Origin of the sequence: Pseudomonas sp. FeN3W (genome assembly GCA_030263805.2) — a bacterium.
Taxonomy (GTDB): domain Bacteria; phylum Pseudomonadota; class Gammaproteobacteria; order Pseudomonadales; family Pseudomonadaceae; genus Stutzerimonas; species Stutzerimonas stutzeri_G.
This window is the reverse complement of sequence record CP136010.1, coordinates 2,050,271-2,066,032: the sequence shown is the minus strand read 5'-3', so window position 1 is coordinate 2,066,032 and position 15,762 is coordinate 2,050,271. Positions and strand designations below refer to the sequence as shown.

Genomic DNA, 15,762 nt, shown 5'->3' with positions numbered 1-15,762 from the left:
CCTTCGGCCATCACCCCGCGTTCCTGTTGCTTGTAGATACAGCGTGAAGCTTAGAGCTTGATCTCGACGTAGGCTTCGTCGCGGATCTGGCGTAACCACGCCTGCAGCTCTTCGTCATACTTGCGGTTGCGCAGCAAACTCAGCGCCTGTTGCTCGCGGAACTGCTCGCTGGCGTCGGTCGCGCGGCGGCCGAGCACCTCGAGGATGTGCCAGCCGTAGGGCGACTTGAACACCGGGGACAGTTCGCCGCTCGCCGTATTGGCCATGACTTCGCGGAACTCGGGCACCAGAGAAGCTGGGTCGATCCAGTTCAGGTCGCCGCCGTTGAGCGCCGAACCGGGGTCTTCGGAAAAGCTCTTGGCCAGCTCGGCGAAGTTTTCGCCAGCACTGATGCGATCACGCAGGCGCTGCACCAGCAGGCGTGCTTCTTCCTCGCTACGGATCGCACTCGGCTTGATCAGGATGTGGCGGACATGCACTTCGTCGCGCACCTGGGTTTCGCCACCACGCTTGTCCAGCAGTTTGACCATGATGAAGCCTGGCGGCGTGCGGACCGGCTCGGTGACCTCGCCAACCGACAGCTCGCGCACGGCGGTATCGAACGGCGGTGGCAGCTGAGCTGCTTTGCGCCAGCCCATGTCGCCGCCTTCCAGCGCGTTCTCGCTACCGGAGCGCGAGACGGCCAGGCGAGCGAAGTCTGCGCCCTGCTGAAGCTGCTGGTAGGTATCCATGGCGGTGCGTTCGGCGGCCTGGATGGTCGCGGAATCTGCCGCTTCCGGTACCGGGATGAGGATATTGGCCAGGTGGTATTCCTCGGACAACTGCAGCTTGCCGAGGTCGGAGGCCAGGAAGTTCTGCACTTCCTGATTGGACACCTGGATGCGTTCCGCCACTCGGCGCTGCCGCACGCGGCTGATGATCATCTCGCGGCGGATCTGCTCGCGGGCCGTCTCCAGACTCAGGCCGTCGCGCACCAGGGCTTCACGAAACTGTTCCGGTGACATGTTGTTGCGCTGGGCAATGGTGCCCATGGCCTGATTGAGTTCTTCATCGGAAATGCGAATGCCGGAGCGCTCACCGATCTGCAGCTGCAGGTTCTCGGTGATCAGGCGCTCCAGCACCTGCTGTTGCAGCACATCCATCGGCGGCGCATCGGCGTCACGCTTTTGGATGGTTTGCTGCACTTCACGAATCCGTTGTTCGAGCTGGCTCTGCATGATGACGTCGTTATCGACGATCGCCACCACGCGGTCGAGGGGTTGAACCTGGGCGAGGGCTGCAGGCGCGAGGCTCGCGCCGCTCAGCAGCAGAGCGCCGAGCGCGAGCGGGCGCAGTACTTCAGAAAGCTTGATCTTCACGTTCACGGTAGCCTTGGATGCCTTCGTCGAGGAAAGTTTCGGTCGCATTGCCGACTACGCCGCCGAGCCCCTTGAGCACGATCTGCAGGAAGATGCCGTTATCCGGCTCGTCGTTGCGATCAGGGTTGAGGCTGGTCTCGTCGTAGTCGATCCAGTAGCGATTGATCAGGCGCAGTTTCCAGCAGCAGCTGTCGTACTCGAAGCCACCGAAGGCTTCCAGGGTGCGACTGCGGCTGTAGTCATGCTGCCAGCGGGCGATGACGCTCCATTGCGGGACGATCGGCCAGATGACGGAGAAGTCGTGCTGGTTGATCTTGTAGTAGTCCTTGATGCAGTTAGCCGGGTCGGTTTCGCAGTTGCCGTAGTCCCCGCCGTAGGTCCACTCGCCAGTTGCCTGGTCGAAGCGCATGGTGTCGTTACGATAGCGATAGCCAACGTTGACGATCTTGCCGGGATTGTCCGCTGGCTGGTAATGCCACATGGCACTGCCAGAGCGGGTGCTGTGGCTGTCCGGATCCCAGTTGAACGTCGAGGTGAAGCGCCAGTCGCGGTTGTAGCGATACATATACTCCAGCGCATACGGCGATACGTCGGCGGTGGCATTGGAGCGGGTGCGGTAGTCGATGCCACGCAGCTGCACCTTGCGGTCTTCGAAGTAGAACGCCTGGCCGATGCTCAGGCGCTGGCGCTCGAAGCCGTTGGGCTCGACCCAGCGGCTGGTGACGCCGAGCGATACCTGGTTGGCATCGCCGATGCGGTCCTTGCCGGAGAAGCGGTTCTCGCGCCACAGCGAGGAGTAGCTGAAGCTGCTTTCGCCGGTATCGAAGATCGGAATGTCGTCCTGATCCTCCTCCGGAACATAGAGATAGAACAGGCGCGGTTCCAGTGTCTGGCGATAGTCCTTGCCGAACCATTGGGTGTCGCGGTCGAAGTACAGGCCGCTATCGACGCTGAAGATCGGCACGCTGCGATTCTGGCTGCTGTCGAACGATTCGTAGCTGGCCAGCGTGCTCTGGCCGCGATCATCCAGGTCCAGGTCGTACTGTGTATAGGCATATTTCAGCGAAGGCTTGAGGAAGCCCCAGGACCAGTTCAGCGGCAGGCTGACGCCTGGCTCGAGATGTATGCGCTCGCCTTCGGCGCGAGTCAGGCCACGCAGGCGATCGTCGTACCACTGCTCCGGATTGCCGTCTTCGTTGATGAAGTTGCCGTTGCGCAGGCTGCGCTGGAAGCTGACGAACTCGGTGTTGTAGGTGAAATTCAGGCCGCCCGGCTGGAAGGGCAGGCGTCCATCCAGGGTCAGCTGCGGGAGCCGCTCATACGGGGTGATGTCGGCGACGGTGGCGCGCTCGTAGGCATGCACGTTGAGGCGGGCGGTGTAGCTGTCGCCGCGGTAGGTAAGCGTGCCGCGCTGATCGAGGTGATCCGGCTGATCGATATCCAGGTTGGTGTTCAGGTCCTGGAAGTAGTACGGATCGCTGAGATCGGTGTAGTCCACTTCGGCGAGCCAGCGCGAGTCCAGCCCGGTACGGTTCTGCCAGCTGTACATCCAGCGTTGGTCTTCATACTCGGATTGCCGCTCGCGGTCGTCGTTGCTGTCATCCAGATAGGCCGCGCCGAATTGTCCCTCGCTGCTGCGCGTGAGGTAGCGGAACTCGCCTTCCATCAGCAGGCCGCGGTCGGTCATCAGGTGCGGATACAGGGTCGCGTCGAAGTTCGGCGCCAGGTTGAAGTAATAGGGCGTCTGCAGCGAAAAACCGGTATCACTGGACGAGCCGATGCTCGGCGCGAGAAAACCCGACTGGCGACGGTCGTCGATGGGGAAATGGATGTAGGGGGTGTAGAACACCGGAACATCCTTGACCCGTAGCGTGACGTTGGTGGCCGAGCCAAAGCCGGTGGCTGGGTTCAGCGTGACGTTGTTGCCTTGCAGGTGCCAGCTGTTTTCGCCGGGCTCGCAGCTGGTGTAAGTACCGTCCTTGAGGCGAATGATCGCGGTTTCTTCACGCTTGGCGTATTGCGCGCTGCCACGCACCTTGCCGGAGTGCACGACGTACTCGGCGTTTTCCACCTTGGCTTCGCCGCTGTCGAGGAAGATCTCGGCGCGGTCGCCGACCAGCAATGCGTCGCGGTCGCGGAAGCGGACATTGCCGGTCAGCTCGCCGCGATTTTCCAGCTGGTGCAGGCTGGCTTCGTCTGCCTCCACCTGAATGCTGCCCTGACGCAGCAGCACGTCACCGGCGAGGGTGGCGACTTCCTGTTCCTGCTCGTAGCGGGTGGCTTTGGCCGATACATAGGTCGGCGCTTCGCTCATCGGAGTGGTGTCGAACTTGCCGGGACGGTCGGGCTCGACATAGGTGCCGGTGCAATAAGGGCCGGTTTCGGCGAGCTGAGCCGGGGTCAGCTGCTCGCGCGGAACCCAGTCGAGATGGCTGTAATCGGCGCTGCGCGAGGCGAGGGCACGGCCCTTGCTTTCGGTGACCAGCTTGGTCGTCGCCGTTGGCGCTTGCACTTTGCTGCTCGTCGATTTGGCGGTGCTCGATGTGCTCACGGCGCTGCCGCTGTGTACCGGGCGCGGTGGCAGGGTCTGACTGGCTTCGTTGGACGCACAGTTCCAGCCGCCGGAAGCGTCGGGCTGGCAGGCGAACTGCTCGGCTGCAAAGGCAAAAGGTACAGCTACCGGTTGCAATGCAAGCAGACCGCCAGTAACCAATAGAGGGAATTTTTTACGAAACGCGGGGTATTTGACTGCCATCTTGTTTTTTGGTCCGTGCTTGCGGCGAGCCATCGGCCGGCTGGGCCGCACGCCTCTCGATGGGCTGAGAAAGATGCAGGATAATAAAGCATGACCCGCCTATCGGCTAGCGCCGTGGAGACCCCCTGGATGCCGCATCAAGATCAACGTCTGCTGGACCTGAGCGCCTGGCTGGAACAGCAATTACCCGAAGTCTTCGCCCGTTGCGGCTGGGGCGAAGTGCCGGTTGCACAGCTTACTGCCGCCAGCAGCGATGCCAGCTTTCGGCGTTACTTTCGCTGGCAAGGGGCTGAGCGCAGTCTGATCGTGATGGATGCGCCGCCGCCCCAGGAAGACTGCCGGCCCTTCGTCAAGGTCGCGCAGATGCTGGGTGACGCCGGTGTCCATGTGCCGCAGATACTGGCCTCCGATCTCGAGCGTGGCTTCCTGCTGCTGAGCGATCTGGGCCGCCAGACCTATCTGGATGTCATCGATCAGAGCAATGCCGAGCAGCTGTTCGAAGACGCCATGGAGGCCTTGCTGAAGTTCCAGCTGCATCCAGTGACGCAGCCGATGCCAGCCTATGACGAGGCGCTGCTGCGCCGTGAACTGCAGCTGTTCCCCGACTGGTACGTGCAGCGCCACCTTGGCCACAGCTTCAGTGAGAAGCAGCAGGCCGCGTGGGAGCGTATCTGCCGGCAGCTGATCGACTCGGCGCTGGCGCAGCCGCGGGTGCTGGTGCATCGTGATTACATGCCGCGCAATCTGATGATCAGCGAGCCCAACCCAGGTGTGCTGGACTTTCAGGATGCGGTGCTCGGCCCGGTCAGCTACGACATCACCTCGCTGTTCAAGGACGCCTTTCTCAGCTGGCCCGAAGCGCAGGTGCAGGCCTGGCTCGAAGGCTATTGGCACAAGGCGCGCGCTGCTGGCGTGACGCTGCCCGAATCGCTTGACGAGTTCCTGCGTGCCAGTGACCTGATGGGACTGCAGCGCCACCTCAAGGTGATCGGCATTTTCGCGCGCATCTGCCATCGCGACGGCAAGCCGCGTTACCTCGCCGATGTGCCGCGCTTCTTTGCCTATATCGAGGCCGTGTTGGCACGGCGGCCAGAGCTGGCCGAGCTGCAGCAGCTGCTGGTCGAACTGCCGCAGGCGCCGCAAGCATGAAGGCGATGATTCTGGCTGCCGGTAAGGGCGAGCGGTTGCGGCCACTGACGCTGCACACGCCCAAGCCATTGGTTCGTGCCGCGGGCGTGCCGCTGATCGAGTACCACGTTCGTGCCCTGGCCGCCGCGGGTTTCCAGGAACTGGTGATCAACCATGCCTGGCTCGGCCAGCAGATCGAAGACTATCTCGGCGACGGCAGCCGTTTCGGCGTGGCCATCCATTATTCGGCCGAAGGCGAACCCCTCGAGACCGGCGGCGGCATTCACCGGGCGTTGGGGCTACTCGGCGATGAGCCGTTCCTGGTGGTCAATGGCGATATCTGGACCGACTACGATTTCGCCCAGCTGAGACGGCCGCTTCACGGGCTCGCGCACCTGGTGCTGGTGAGCAATCCGCCGCACCACCCAAAGGGTGATTTCAGCCTGGTCGGATCGGCCGTCACGGAGCCCGAGACCAATGGCGACGCGCTGACCTACAGTGGCATTTCCGTTTTGCACCCTGCGCTGTTCGAAGGCTGCCAGCCGGGAGCGTTCAAGCTGGCGCCGTTGTTACGCCGCGCCATGGCTGGTGGGCAGGTGTCCGGCGAGTGCTTTGGCGGGGCCTGGATCGACGTGGGTACCCACGAGCGCCTGGCGGAAGTCGAGCAAACACTGGAGGCGCGGCGCTGACATGTTCTGGCCCATCACGCTGTTGGGGCTGTTGATCGGCTGGTTGCTGGCGAGCATTCCGGGTGCTTTGCTCGGCGCACTGCTGGGGCAGGTGCTGGATCGTCGCCTGGGGCTCGATTCCTGGGCCAGCCTGCGTGCGCGCCTGGCCGGCAAGTCGGTGCTGCAAGGCCAGGATTTGCTGTTCTTCCTGTTGGGGCGTCTGGCCAAGAGTGGCGGGCGCGTGAGTCCGGTGCACATCCAGGTCGCACGTGACGAGATGCGCCGGCTGGGGCTCGATGCCGCCGCGCAGCAGCAGGCCATCGCCGCTTTCAACCGCGGCAAGGCCAGCGGTGATGGCCTGCGCGATACCCTGCAACGGCTGCGCAGCCAGCGCGAAGAAAGCCGCCGCCTGATCCAGGCCTGCTGGCGTATGGCGCGGGCGCAGGGAAGCATGGGCGCACGCGAGCACGAACTGGTGCTGCTCTGGGGCAAGTGGCTGGGTTGGGATGTCGCCGAGGTGGCAGCGCTCGATCCGGGCGCGACCCGGCGCAAGGAGGCCCCGGCCGGTCGGGGTGGTGCATACGAGCAGGCCATGCAGCTGCTGGGTGTGCGTCCGGACAGCGACCCGCAGCTGATCAAGCGCGCCTATCGGCGCCTGCTGAGCAAACACCATCCGGACAAGCAGGCGGGGGCGGGTGCGAATGCCGCCCAGGTTCGCGACGCCACCGAGCGCACCCGCGAGTTGCACAGTGCCTACGCATTGATTCGTGAGCGCCGCGGCTTTCGCTGACGTGTCGTCACTGCGCTGGCTTGCGCTCCAGCCAGCCCCGCACGCGCCGCACCAGTTGTTCCTGTTCGGCATTGCGGTCACCCGTCAGACCTGGCAGCACGACCAGGCGGTAGTCCGGGTGCCCGCCACGGCGCGCCGCGTTGCGGCGTTGCAGCGCCTGCTGTTTCGCCGCTGCACGGGTGTCGGTATAGAAGTCGCCGATGGCCGCTGGTAGCGTCGCGAGATAGCTCTCCAGCGGTTGTTCCGCCTGCAACGGCGCTCGTGGATCGATCATCACCATTTGCCCGACATCCTTTGGCTGAAACTGCGCCAGATACTGGCTCGCCCAGTAGGCGCCGGTGCCATGGCCGAGCAGAACGATCATGGGCACCTGCAGTGTGCGCGCATGCTCGATGGTTGCATCCAGGCGCGCCAGCATGCGTTCGGCATCCGTTGGCGGCGGCGTGTCCTGCTCGACTTGTGGCGGCATCGATTCGTCGTTGTCCGTGGCTGCCGTCTGCTCAGGCAGGTAGCCCGCCGAAGTCGTTTGCGTCGCGGCCGGCTGGGCATCGGTGGCGTCAGGCTCAGCGCCTTCATCCGTTTCGGACTTTTCTTCCGCAGCCGGGGCTTCTGCCGCTGGCAGGCGCGGGCCAGGGCTCAACGTCGAGTCAGCGGGCGTCAGGCTCAGGGTATGCCAGCCATGCTCGGGCAGGCCGCGCCGTAGCGGGCCGATTGCGCGTGGCCAATCGGCGGTTTCGCCTTCGCTTGGCACGATGACGAGCACGCCGCGGGCCTTTGGAGTGTTGGCCGGCTGCCAGAGCGCGAGAAACTTGTCTTCGTCGCCCAGTTGCAGTTGGGCTGCGGCATCGAGCTGCCGTTGCAGCCCTTCTGCCAGCGCCTCGCTGCGTGTTTGTGGCGATGGTCGTGGTGTCGCTGCGGGCTCGTCCGCCGGTGCTTGCTGAGGCGCCTCCGGCTCCTGCGCCGCTGCCATGTACGGCACGCCGCCGCCAAGCGCGACGCCGAACAAAAGCACTAGAGCAGGCAAGCGACGCATGGTTTGTCTCCGCTATGGGTGTCGGCGCCACGCTGGCGCCGGCAGGGGTTATGCATTACAACAGCGTGTCGGCACGCCCATCAATTGCGTGAATATATGCTCGCGTTATCCCTGCGCCTCCTGCTTCTACTTGGCCTGACGCTGCCGTTCGCGGCCGGCGCCGTGACGCTCGACGACGACAGCCGGGCCTGGCTGGAGCGGCATCCCGAGTGGCGCGTCGGCGTGGTGATGGGCGCGCCCTACGCTGAGTATGACCAGCGCCAGCGGCGCCTGTCAGGCTTTCATGTGCAGCTGATGGCGCATCTGGCGGACGACCTCGGCGTGCGCCTGCAATGGCGCCGCTTCGCTGACGAAGACGCGCTGGTGAAGGCCGCGCGCGAAGGCCTCATCGATGTGGCGCCGGGGTTGCGCCAGACGCCTGCCGGTTTGCGACTGTGGCGCTACAGCGATCCCTTCCTGCGCATCCCGCGCTTGCTCGTCGGTGACCGTGGCGGTCCGCGTGCCATCGACCTGGAGTACCTGCACCCGAGCGAACTGGTTTCCGCTGTCGGGCCGGGCCCGATCACCGAATTCCTCGCCAGCAACTATCCCAATATCACCGTGCTGACCGCGACCAGCCAGGCCGAGGCGCTGCGTCAGGTGCTGGAAGCCAAGGCCAGTTATGCCGTCATCGACGAGCCGGTGTTCGGCCGCTTGTCGCAGCAGGTGGAGTACGACTCGCTGGCGGTGGTCGGTGATCTGGGCAACCCGCAGCTGCTGCGTATCGCCTCGCGGCGTGACAGTCCCGAACTCGCCGCCGTGCTCGAGGCGGCGATACGGCAGTTTCCGGCGCGGGAATTATCTGGTGGTATTTCTTGCTGACATCACCGAGCGGCGTCGGGCCTCGGCCGTGAAGGCTCGAAGTACGGCCTGGATGAATACGTGGAAATCAAATACCTGTGCCTGGGCGGCATCTGACCAGACCATTTAAATCAGGCGTGCAAAATAATGCACGGAGTTTTACTGTAATCCGAACGCTCTGGATGGCGCGGCAGTCGATCATCGTATGCTGCCGCGCCCGCTTCCTGGCGTTCTTTCCGACCCGTGCCGACGATGAGCGGCTACCGAGGAGCTTATGAGCAAGACCAACGAATCCCTGATGCAACGCCGTGTCGCCGCCGTTCCCCGTGGCGTCGGCCAGATCCACCCGATCTTTGCCGACCACGCCAAGAACAGCAGCGTGGTCGATGTGGAGGGCCGCGAGTTCATCGATTTCGCCGGTGGCATCGCCGTGCTGAATACCGGTCACCTGCACCCGAAGATCGTCAAGGCGGTGGAAGACCAGCTGCACAAGTTGACCCACACCTGCTTCCAGGTGCTGGCCTACGAGCCCTATGTCGAGCTGTGCGAGAAGATCAACGCGCGGGTGCCGGGTGATTTCGCCAAGAAGACCCTGCTGGTCACCACAGGCTCCGAGGCCGTGGAAAACGCGGTGAAGATCGCCCGCGCCGCCACCGGCCGCGCCGGCGTGATCGCCTTCACCGGCGCCTATCACGGTCGCACCATGATGACCCTCGGCCTGACCGGCAAGGTCGCGCCTTATTCGGCGGGTATGGGCCTGATGCCGGGCGGCATCTTCCGTGCGCTGTACCCCTGCGCGATCCATGGCGTCGGCGTCGATGAATCGATCGCCAGCATCGAGCGCATCTTCAAGAACGATGCCGAGCCGCGCGATATCGCCGCGATCATCATCGAGCCGGTGCAGGGTGAGGGCGGCTTCAATGTCGCGCCGAAGGACTTCATGGTCCGCCTGCGTGCACTCTGCGACGAGCACGGCATCCTCTTGATCGCCGATGAGGTGCAGACCGGCGCCGGGCGCACCGGCACCTTCTTCGCCATGGAGCAGATGGGCGTGGTCGCCGACCTGACCACTTTCGCCAAATCCGTCGGCGGTGGCTTCCCGATCGCCGGCGTCTGCGGCAAGGCCGAGATCATGGATGCCATCGCGCCCGGCGGCCTTGGCGGCACCTACGCTGGCAACCCGCTGTCCTGTGCGGCGGCGCTGGCGGTCATGGAAATCTTCGAGGAGGAGCATCTGCTCGATCGCTGCAAGGCGGTGGCGGAGAAGCTCACCACCGGCCTCAAGGCGATCCAGGCCAAGCACAAGGAGATCGGCGAGGTGCGCGGCCTCGGCGCGATGATCGCCATCGAGCTGTTCGAGGACGGCGCCCATGCGCGCCCAGCCGCGGCGCTGACGTCGCAGATCGTCGCCCGGGCGCGGGAGAAGGGGCTGATCCTGCTGTCCTGCGGTACCTACTACAACGTGCTGCGCGTGCTGGTGCCGCTGACCGTCGAGGACGAGCTGCTCGAGCGCGGCCTGGCCATCCTCGGCGAGTGTTTCGACGAGCTGACCTGATCCGACCTGGCGCGCCGGCATCCGTGGCGGATGTCAGGCGCGCCGCAACCCTGACCCCTCGGGTACAATGCGCGGCATCTTGCCGTGCTACCCGAGGTCGTCATGCAGCCGTTCGCCATCGCCCCTTCGATTCTTTCCGCCAATTTCGCCCGCCTGGGCGAGGAAGTGGACAATGTGCTGGCCGCCGGCGCCGACATCGTCCATTTCGACGTGATGGACAACCACTACGTACCCAACCTGACCATCGGCCCGATGGTCTGCTCGGCCCTGCGCAAGCACGGCGTCACCGCACCCATCGACGTGCACCTGATGGTCAAGCCGGTGGACCGCATGATCGGCGACTTCCTCGAGGCCGGCGCCACTTACATCACCTTCCATCCGGAAGCCTCCGAGCACATCGATCGTTCACTGCAGCTGATCAAGGACGGCGGCGCCAAGGCCGGCCTGGTGTTCAATCCGGCCACGCCGCTGGACGTGCTCAAGTACGTCATGGACAAGGTCGACATGGTCTTGCTGATGAGCGTCAACCCCGGCTTCGGCGGGCAGAAGTTCATCTCCGGCACGCTGGACAAGCTGCGCGAGGCCCGGGCGCTGATCGATGCCAGCGGCCGCGAAATTCGCTTGGAGATCGATGGCGGCGTCAATCCGAAGAACATCCGCGAGATCGCCGCAGCAGGCGCCGACACCTTCGTCGCCGGCTCGGCCATCTTCAATCAGCCGGACTACAAGGCGGTGATCGACCAGATGCGCGCCGAGCTGGCGCTGGCCCGCCCATGACGCGCCTGGAACAACTGTTCGACGGCACGCTGCCACGGCTGGTGATGTTCGATCTCGACGGCACCCTGATGGATTCGGTACCCGATCTGGCCGCTGCGGTGGACAAGATGCTGATGCTGCTCGGTCGTGAGCCTGCAGGCATCGCACGGGTGCGCGACTGGGTCGGCAATGGCTCGCGTGTGCTGGTGCGCCGCGCATTGGCCGGTGGGCTGGAGCACGAGGGTGTAGCGGACGAGCTGGCCGATGAGGCGCTGGCGCTGTTCATGCAGGCGTACGCCGGCGGCCACGGGCTGACGGCTGTCTATCCGGGCGTTCGTGAATGCCTGGATTGGCTGCGCGAGCGCGAGGTGAAGCTGGCGATCATCACCAACAAGCCGGCGCAGTTCATCGAACCGCTGCTGGAGGAAAAGGGCCTGGGCGGTTACTTCGATTGGCTGGTCGGCGGCGATACCTTGCCGCAGCAGAAGCCCGATCCGGCGGCGTTGTTCTGGGTGATGGACAAGGCGGGCGTTGCGGCCGGCGAATCGCTGTTCGTGGGTGACTCGCGCAACGACGTGCGGGCTGCCAAGGCCGCGACAGTTCGCTGTGTCGCACTCACCTATGGCTACAACCACGGCGAGCCCATAGCCGATGAGCAGCCAGCGCTGGTGCTCGACGACCTGCGCGAGCTGGTTGCTTCGGCTCCGGGGCTGCGCTAGTGTGGCCGGACTCTTTTTGACCCACCGAAGAGATCAGCTCGTGGTGCTCACCCGCAGACAATGGATGAAAGTCATCAAGGCCCTGGCCCGTTGGCGCTGGCGCGCCTGACTTTTCCTGCCGGCCCGGCCGGCGCGTTTGCCGTTGTTCGTTCGAACCCTCCTCAGACCACGAGGCTGACATGACCCGCGAAGAATTCCTGCGTTTGGCCGGCGAAGGCCATAACCGCATCCCCCTGTCGTTCGAAACCCTTGCCGACTTCGACACGCCGCTGTCGCTGTACCTGAAACTGGCCGATGCGCCGAACTCCTATCTGCTCGAATCCGTTCAGGGCGGCGAGAAGTGGGGACGCTACTCGATCATCGGCCTGCCGTGTCGCACCGTACTGCGCATACAGGGCCACCGCATCAGCGTGACTACCGATGGCATCGAGACCGAGGCCTGCGAGGTCGAGGATCCGCTGGCCTTCGTCGAATCCTTCCAGCAGCGCTACCGCGTCGCGCCGGTCGAAGGCCTGCCGCGCTTCAATGGCGGGCTGGTCGGCTATTTCGGCTACGACAGCGTGCGTTATGTCGAGCGCAAGCTGGGCAATTGCCCCAACCCGGATCCACTGGGCACACCGGATATCCTGCTGATGGTTTCCGACGCCGTGGTGGTATTCGACAACCTCGCCGGCAAGCTGCACTGCATCGTGCTGGTCGACCCGTCGCAGCCGGAAGCCTACGAGGCAGGTCAGGCCCGCCTGCAGGCGCTGCGGGCGAAGCTGCGTCAATCGATCACCCCGCGCCTAGGCCTGGATTTCGAAAAGAGCAACGGCGCCGAGCCGACCTTCCGCTCCAGCTTCAGCCGCGAGGATTACGAGCAGGCGGTCAACCGCATCAAGGACTACATCCTCGCTGGCGACTGCATGCAGGTGGTGATTTCCCAGCGCATGTCGATCCCGTTCAAGGCCGCGCCGATCGATCTCTACCGCGCGCTGCGCTGCTTCAACCCGACGCCCTACATGTACTTCTTCAATTTCGGCGACTTCCATGTGGTGGGTTCGTCGCCGGAAGTGCTGGTGCGGGTCGAGGAAGGCCTGGTCACGGTCCGCCCCATCGCCGGCACGCGTCCACGCGGCGCCAACGAGGAAGCTGATCTGGCGCTGGAGCAGGACTTGCTCAGCGATGCCAAGGAGCTGGCCGAACACCTGATGCTGATCGACTTGGGCCGCAACGATGTCGGGCGTGTCGCCGAGACCGGCACGGTGCGGCTGACCGAGAAGATGGTCATCGAGCGCTATTCGAATGTCATGCACATCGTTTCCAACGTCACCGGCCAGCTCAAGGCGCCACTGACGGCGATGGATGCGCTACGTGCAATCCTGCCGGCCGGCACTCTGTCCGGCGCGCCGAAGATCCGCGCCATGGAAATCATCGATGAGCTGGAGCCGGTCAAACGTGGTGTCTACGGCGGCGCCGTCGGCTATCTCGCCTGGAACGGCAACATGGATACCGCTATCGCCATCCGTACCGCGGTGATCAAGGACGGCGAACTGCATGTGCAGGCCGGTGCCGGCATCGTCGCCGACTCGCAGCCGGCGCTCGAATGGGAAGAGACGCTGAACAAGCGCCGCGCCATGTTCCGCGCGGTGGCCCTGGCCGAACGCGACCAGGAGGAGAACTGATCATGCTGTTGATGCTGGATAACTACGATTCCTTTACCTACAACGTCGTGCAGTACCTCGGCGAGCTTGGTGCCGACGTCAAGGTGGTGCGCAACGACGAACTGAGCGTGGCCGAAATCGAAGCGCTGAATCCGGAGCGGATCGTCGTCTCGCCGGGCCCTTGTACGCCGAACGAGGCGGGTGTGTCGCTGGAGCTGATTCGTCATTTCGCCGGCAAGTTGCCGATTCTCGGCGTTTGCCTCGGTCACCAGAGCATCGGTCAGGCCTTCGGTGGCAATGTGGTGCGCGCCCGTCAGGCCATGCACGGCAAGACCAGCCCGGTGTTTCACCAGGATCAGGGTGTGTTCGCCGGGCTCAATAATCCGCTGACCGTCACCCGTTACCACTCTCTGGTGGTCAAGCGCGAGACGTTGCCCGAATGCCTGGAAATCACCGCCTGGACCCAGCTGGACGATGGTTCGGTCGACGAGATCATGGGCGTGCGACACAAGACGCTGAACATCGAGGGCGTGCAGTTCCACCCCGAATCGATCCTCACCGAACAGGGCCATGAGCTGTTCGCGAATTTTCTGAAGCAGACCGGAGGTGTGCGCTGATGGACATCAAGGAAGCCCTCAACCGCATCGTCGGTCAGCTCGACCTGACCACCGAAGAGATGCAGGCGGTGATGCGCCAGATCATGACCGGACAGTGCACCGATGCGCAGGTGGGTGCGTTCCTCATGGGCATGCGCATGAAGAGCGAAACCATCGACGAGATCGTCGGCGCCGTGCAGGTCATGCGCGAGCTGGCCGCTCCGGTGCGTTTCGATACGGACAAGCTGGTCGACACCTGTGGCACCGGTGGCGACGGGATGAATATCTTCAACGTGTCCACTGCTGCCTCGTTCGTCGTTGCGGCCGCTGGCGGCAAGGTCGCCAAGCACGGTAACCGCGCAGTATCCGGCAAGAGCGGCAGCGCCGATCTGCTCGAAGCGGCCGGGGTCTTCCTCGACCTGACGCCCGAGCAGGTGGCGCGCAGTGTCGATACGGTCGGCGTCGGCTTCATGTTCGCCCCGGCCCATCATGGCGCCATGAAGTACGCGGCCGGACCTCGCCGCGAACTCGGGTTGCGCACGCTGTTCAACATTCTCGGACCGATGGCGAACCCGGCCGGCGTCCGCCATCAGGTGCTTGGCGTGTTCAGCAAGGCCTTGTGCCGGCCCATGGCGGAGGTGCTGGCGCGCCTGGGCAGCAAGCATGTGCTGGTCGTCCATGCGCAGGATGGGCTGGACGAGATCAGCCTGGCCGCGCCGACGCATATTGCCGAGCTGAAGGATGGTGAGATCCGCGAATACAGCGTTCAGCCCGAGGACTTTGGCATCAAAAGCCAGAGTCTGATTGGCCTGAACGTCGAAGACGCCCAGGGTTCGCTGGCGTTGATCCGTGATGCGTTGGGGCGTCGGCAGAGCGAAAGCGGGCAGAAGGCTGCCGACATGATCGTGCTCAACGCTGGCGCTGCGCTCTACGCAGCCGATCTGGCGAGCAGCCTGAAACAGGGTGTCGAGATAGCGCATGATGCCCTTAGCACCGGTTTGGCGCGTGACAAGCTGGAGGAGCTGGTCTCCTTCACCGCGGTGTTCAAGCAGGAGAACCAGAAATGAGCGTGCCGACCGTGCTGGAGAAAATCATCACCCGCAAGTTCGAGGAGGTCGCGCAGCGCCGCCGCCAGGTTGGGCTAGGCGAGCTGGAGCAGCGTGCCGCGGCTGCCGATCCTGTGCGTGGCTTCGCTGCCGCGTTGGAGCGGCGTGTACGCAGCAAGGAACCTGCGGTTATCGCTGAGGTGAAGAAGGCATCGCCGAGCAAGGGCGTCATTCGTGATCCGTTCCTGCCCGCCGAGATTGCCGCCAGCTACGAAGCGGGCGGCGCGGCTTGCCTATCGGTATTGACCGACATCGATTTCTTTCAGGGCGCCGATGAGTATCTGCAGCAGGCGCGTGCGGCTTGCTCGCTGCCGGTTATCCGCAAGGATTTCATGATCGACCCGTATCAGGTGGTCGAGGCGCGCGCGCTTGGCGCCGACTGCATTCTGCTGATCGTCGCGGCACTGGACGATGCGCGTATGCATGAGCTGGCAGCGGTGGCCAAGGAGCAGGGGCTGGATGTGCTGGTAGAGGTGCACGACGCTGCCGAACTCGAGCGTGCGCTGCGTCTGGAAACACCGCTGGTGGGCATCAACAACCGTAACCTGCATACCTTCGAGGTCAATCTGGAAACCACGCTGGATCTGCTGCCGCGGATTCCGAAGGATCGTCTGGTGGTGACCGAGAGCGGGATCTTCAATCGTGCCGATGTCGAGCTGATGGAGATAAACCAGGTGTATGCATTCCTGGTGGGTGAGGCGTTCATGCGTGCCGAACAGCCTGGAGTAGAACTGCAGCGCCTGTTCTACCCTGATCGTTCTCGCGGTCGCGTGGCCCCTGTCGCTGCCGCTCCGGAGTGACCGCCTGCCTGCGCA

The 15,762-nt window shown here is 64.1% G+C and carries 12 protein-coding genes and 2 pseudogenes; 11 read left to right on the top strand and 3 right to left on the bottom strand.

What is annotated here, in order from left to right:
* Positions 1-50: 50 nt before the first annotated feature.
* Positions 51-1,358 (bottom strand): peptidylprolyl isomerase, encoded by a 1,308-nt coding sequence (locus P5704_009915; GenBank protein WOF80761.1) that lies wholly within the window; start codon positions 1,356-1,358, stop codon positions 51-53.
* On the bottom strand, positions 1,339-4,113 hold the full coding sequence (locus tag P5704_009910) for an LPS-assembly protein LptD (GenBank protein WOF80760.1): 2,775 nt from the start codon (positions 4,111-4,113) through the stop codon (positions 1,339-1,341). Before P5704_009910 ends, P5704_009915 begins: the two co-directional genes overlap by 20 nt.
* 129 nt (positions 4,114-4,242) lie before the next feature.
* Between P5704_009910 and P5704_009905 the strand changes: the two genes are divergently transcribed.
* Genes P5704_009905 through P5704_009895 form a run of 3 tightly spaced genes read left to right on the top strand, consistent with a single transcriptional unit; the run spans position 4,243 to position 6,699 of the window.
* A complete protein-coding gene (locus P5704_009905; protein ID WOF81199.1) occupies positions 4,243-5,262 on the top strand; it encodes a phosphotransferase in 1,020 nt (339 codons plus the stop codon).
* Entirely contained in the window at positions 5,259-5,930 is a 672-nt protein-coding gene (locus P5704_009900) for a nucleotidyltransferase family protein (GenBank protein ID WOF80759.1), read from the top strand. Before P5704_009905 ends, P5704_009900 begins: the two co-directional genes overlap by 4 nt.
* Before the next feature lies 1 nt (position 5,931).
* Complete coding sequence (locus P5704_009895) at positions 5,932-6,699, top strand: TerB family tellurite resistance protein (GenBank protein WOF80758.1); 768 nt, start codon at positions 5,932-5,934, stop codon at positions 6,697-6,699.
* A gap of 7 nt (positions 6,700-6,706) precedes the next feature.
* Here P5704_009895 and P5704_009890 read toward each other — a convergent pair whose 3' ends face one another.
* The gene (locus P5704_009890; protein ID WOF80757.1) at positions 6,707-7,732 is read right to left on the bottom strand and encodes an alpha/beta hydrolase family protein; all 1,026 of its coding nucleotides are present in this window, start codon (positions 7,730-7,732) and stop codon (positions 6,707-6,709) included.
* A 96-nt stretch (positions 7,733-7,828) separates the two neighbouring features.
* On the opposite strand from P5704_009890, the pseudogene P5704_009885 reads away from it, so the two are divergent.
* From P5704_009885 to trpC, 8 genes and pseudogenes are all read left to right on the top strand, one after another.
* A pseudogene (locus tag P5704_009885) lies at positions 7,829-8,569 on the top strand (transporter substrate-binding domain-containing protein).
* 277 nt (positions 8,570-8,846) lie between these two features.
* A complete protein-coding gene (gene gabT / locus P5704_009880) occupies positions 8,847-10,127 on the top strand; it encodes a 4-aminobutyrate--2-oxoglutarate transaminase (GenBank protein ID WOF80756.1) in 1,281 nt (426 codons plus the stop codon).
* A gap of 102 nt (positions 10,128-10,229) precedes the next feature.
* The gene (gene rpe, locus P5704_009875) at positions 10,230-10,904 is read left to right on the top strand and encodes a ribulose-phosphate 3-epimerase (protein ID WOF80755.1); all 675 of its coding nucleotides are present in this window, start codon (positions 10,230-10,232) and stop codon (positions 10,902-10,904) included.
* Positions 10,901-11,711, top strand: a pseudogene (locus P5704_009870) (phosphoglycolate phosphatase). The gene rpe and the pseudogene P5704_009870 overlap by 4 nt, the downstream one beginning before the upstream one ends.
* 70 nt (positions 11,712-11,781) lie before the next feature.
* Positions 11,782-13,266 carry an anthranilate synthase component I gene (gene trpE / locus P5704_009865; GenBank protein ID WOF80754.1) on the top strand — a complete coding sequence of 495 codons (1,485 nt, stop codon included), beginning with the start codon at positions 11,782-11,784 and terminating at the stop codon, positions 13,264-13,266.
* A gap of 2 nt (positions 13,267-13,268) precedes the next feature.
* Positions 13,269-13,862, top strand: a complete 594-nt coding sequence (locus P5704_009860) for an aminodeoxychorismate/anthranilate synthase component II (protein ID WOF80753.1) — start codon at positions 13,269-13,271, stop codon at positions 13,860-13,862.
* Entirely contained in the window at positions 13,862-14,908 is a 1,047-nt protein-coding gene (gene trpD, locus P5704_009855; protein ID WOF80752.1) for an anthranilate phosphoribosyltransferase, read from the top strand. The genes P5704_009860 and trpD overlap by 1 nt, the downstream gene beginning before the upstream one ends.
* Entirely contained in the window at positions 14,905-15,747 is an 843-nt protein-coding gene (gene trpC, locus P5704_009850; protein WOF80751.1) for an indole-3-glycerol phosphate synthase TrpC, read from the top strand. The genes trpD and trpC overlap by 4 nt, the downstream gene beginning before the upstream one ends.
* Positions 15,748-15,762 lie beyond the last annotated feature (15 nt).

Bases quoted from the DNA above. Each gene is read 5' to 3' on its own strand.
- P5704_009910 (WOF80760.1), bottom strand. From the start codon at position 4,113: ATGGCAGTCAAATACCCCGCGTTTCGTAAAAAATTCCCTCTATTGGTT.
- P5704_009905 (WOF81199.1), top strand. From the start codon at position 4,243: ATGCCGCATCAAGATCAACGTCTGCTGGACCTGAGCGCCTGGCTGGAA.
- P5704_009900 (WOF80759.1), top strand. From the start codon at position 5,259: ATGAAGGCGATGATTCTGGCTGCCGGTAAGGGCGAGCGGTTGCGGCCA.
- P5704_009895 (WOF80758.1), top strand. From the start codon at position 5,932: ATGTTCTGGCCCATCACGCTGTTGGGGCTGTTGATCGGCTGGTTGCTG.
- P5704_009890 (WOF80757.1), bottom strand. From the start codon at position 7,732: ATGCGTCGCTTGCCTGCTCTAGTGCTTTTGTTCGGCGTCGCGCTTGGC.
- gabT (WOF80756.1), top strand. From the start codon at position 8,847: ATGAGCAAGACCAACGAATCCCTGATGCAACGCCGTGTCGCCGCCGTT.
- rpe (WOF80755.1), top strand. From the start codon at position 10,230: ATGCAGCCGTTCGCCATCGCCCCTTCGATTCTTTCCGCCAATTTCGCC.
- trpE (WOF80754.1), top strand. From the start codon at position 11,782: ATGACCCGCGAAGAATTCCTGCGTTTGGCCGGCGAAGGCCATAACCGC.
- P5704_009860 (WOF80753.1), top strand. From the start codon at position 13,269: ATGCTGTTGATGCTGGATAACTACGATTCCTTTACCTACAACGTCGTG.
- trpD (WOF80752.1), top strand. From the start codon at position 13,862: ATGGACATCAAGGAAGCCCTCAACCGCATCGTCGGTCAGCTCGACCTG.
- trpC (WOF80751.1), top strand. From the start codon at position 14,905: ATGAGCGTGCCGACCGTGCTGGAGAAAATCATCACCCGCAAGTTCGAG.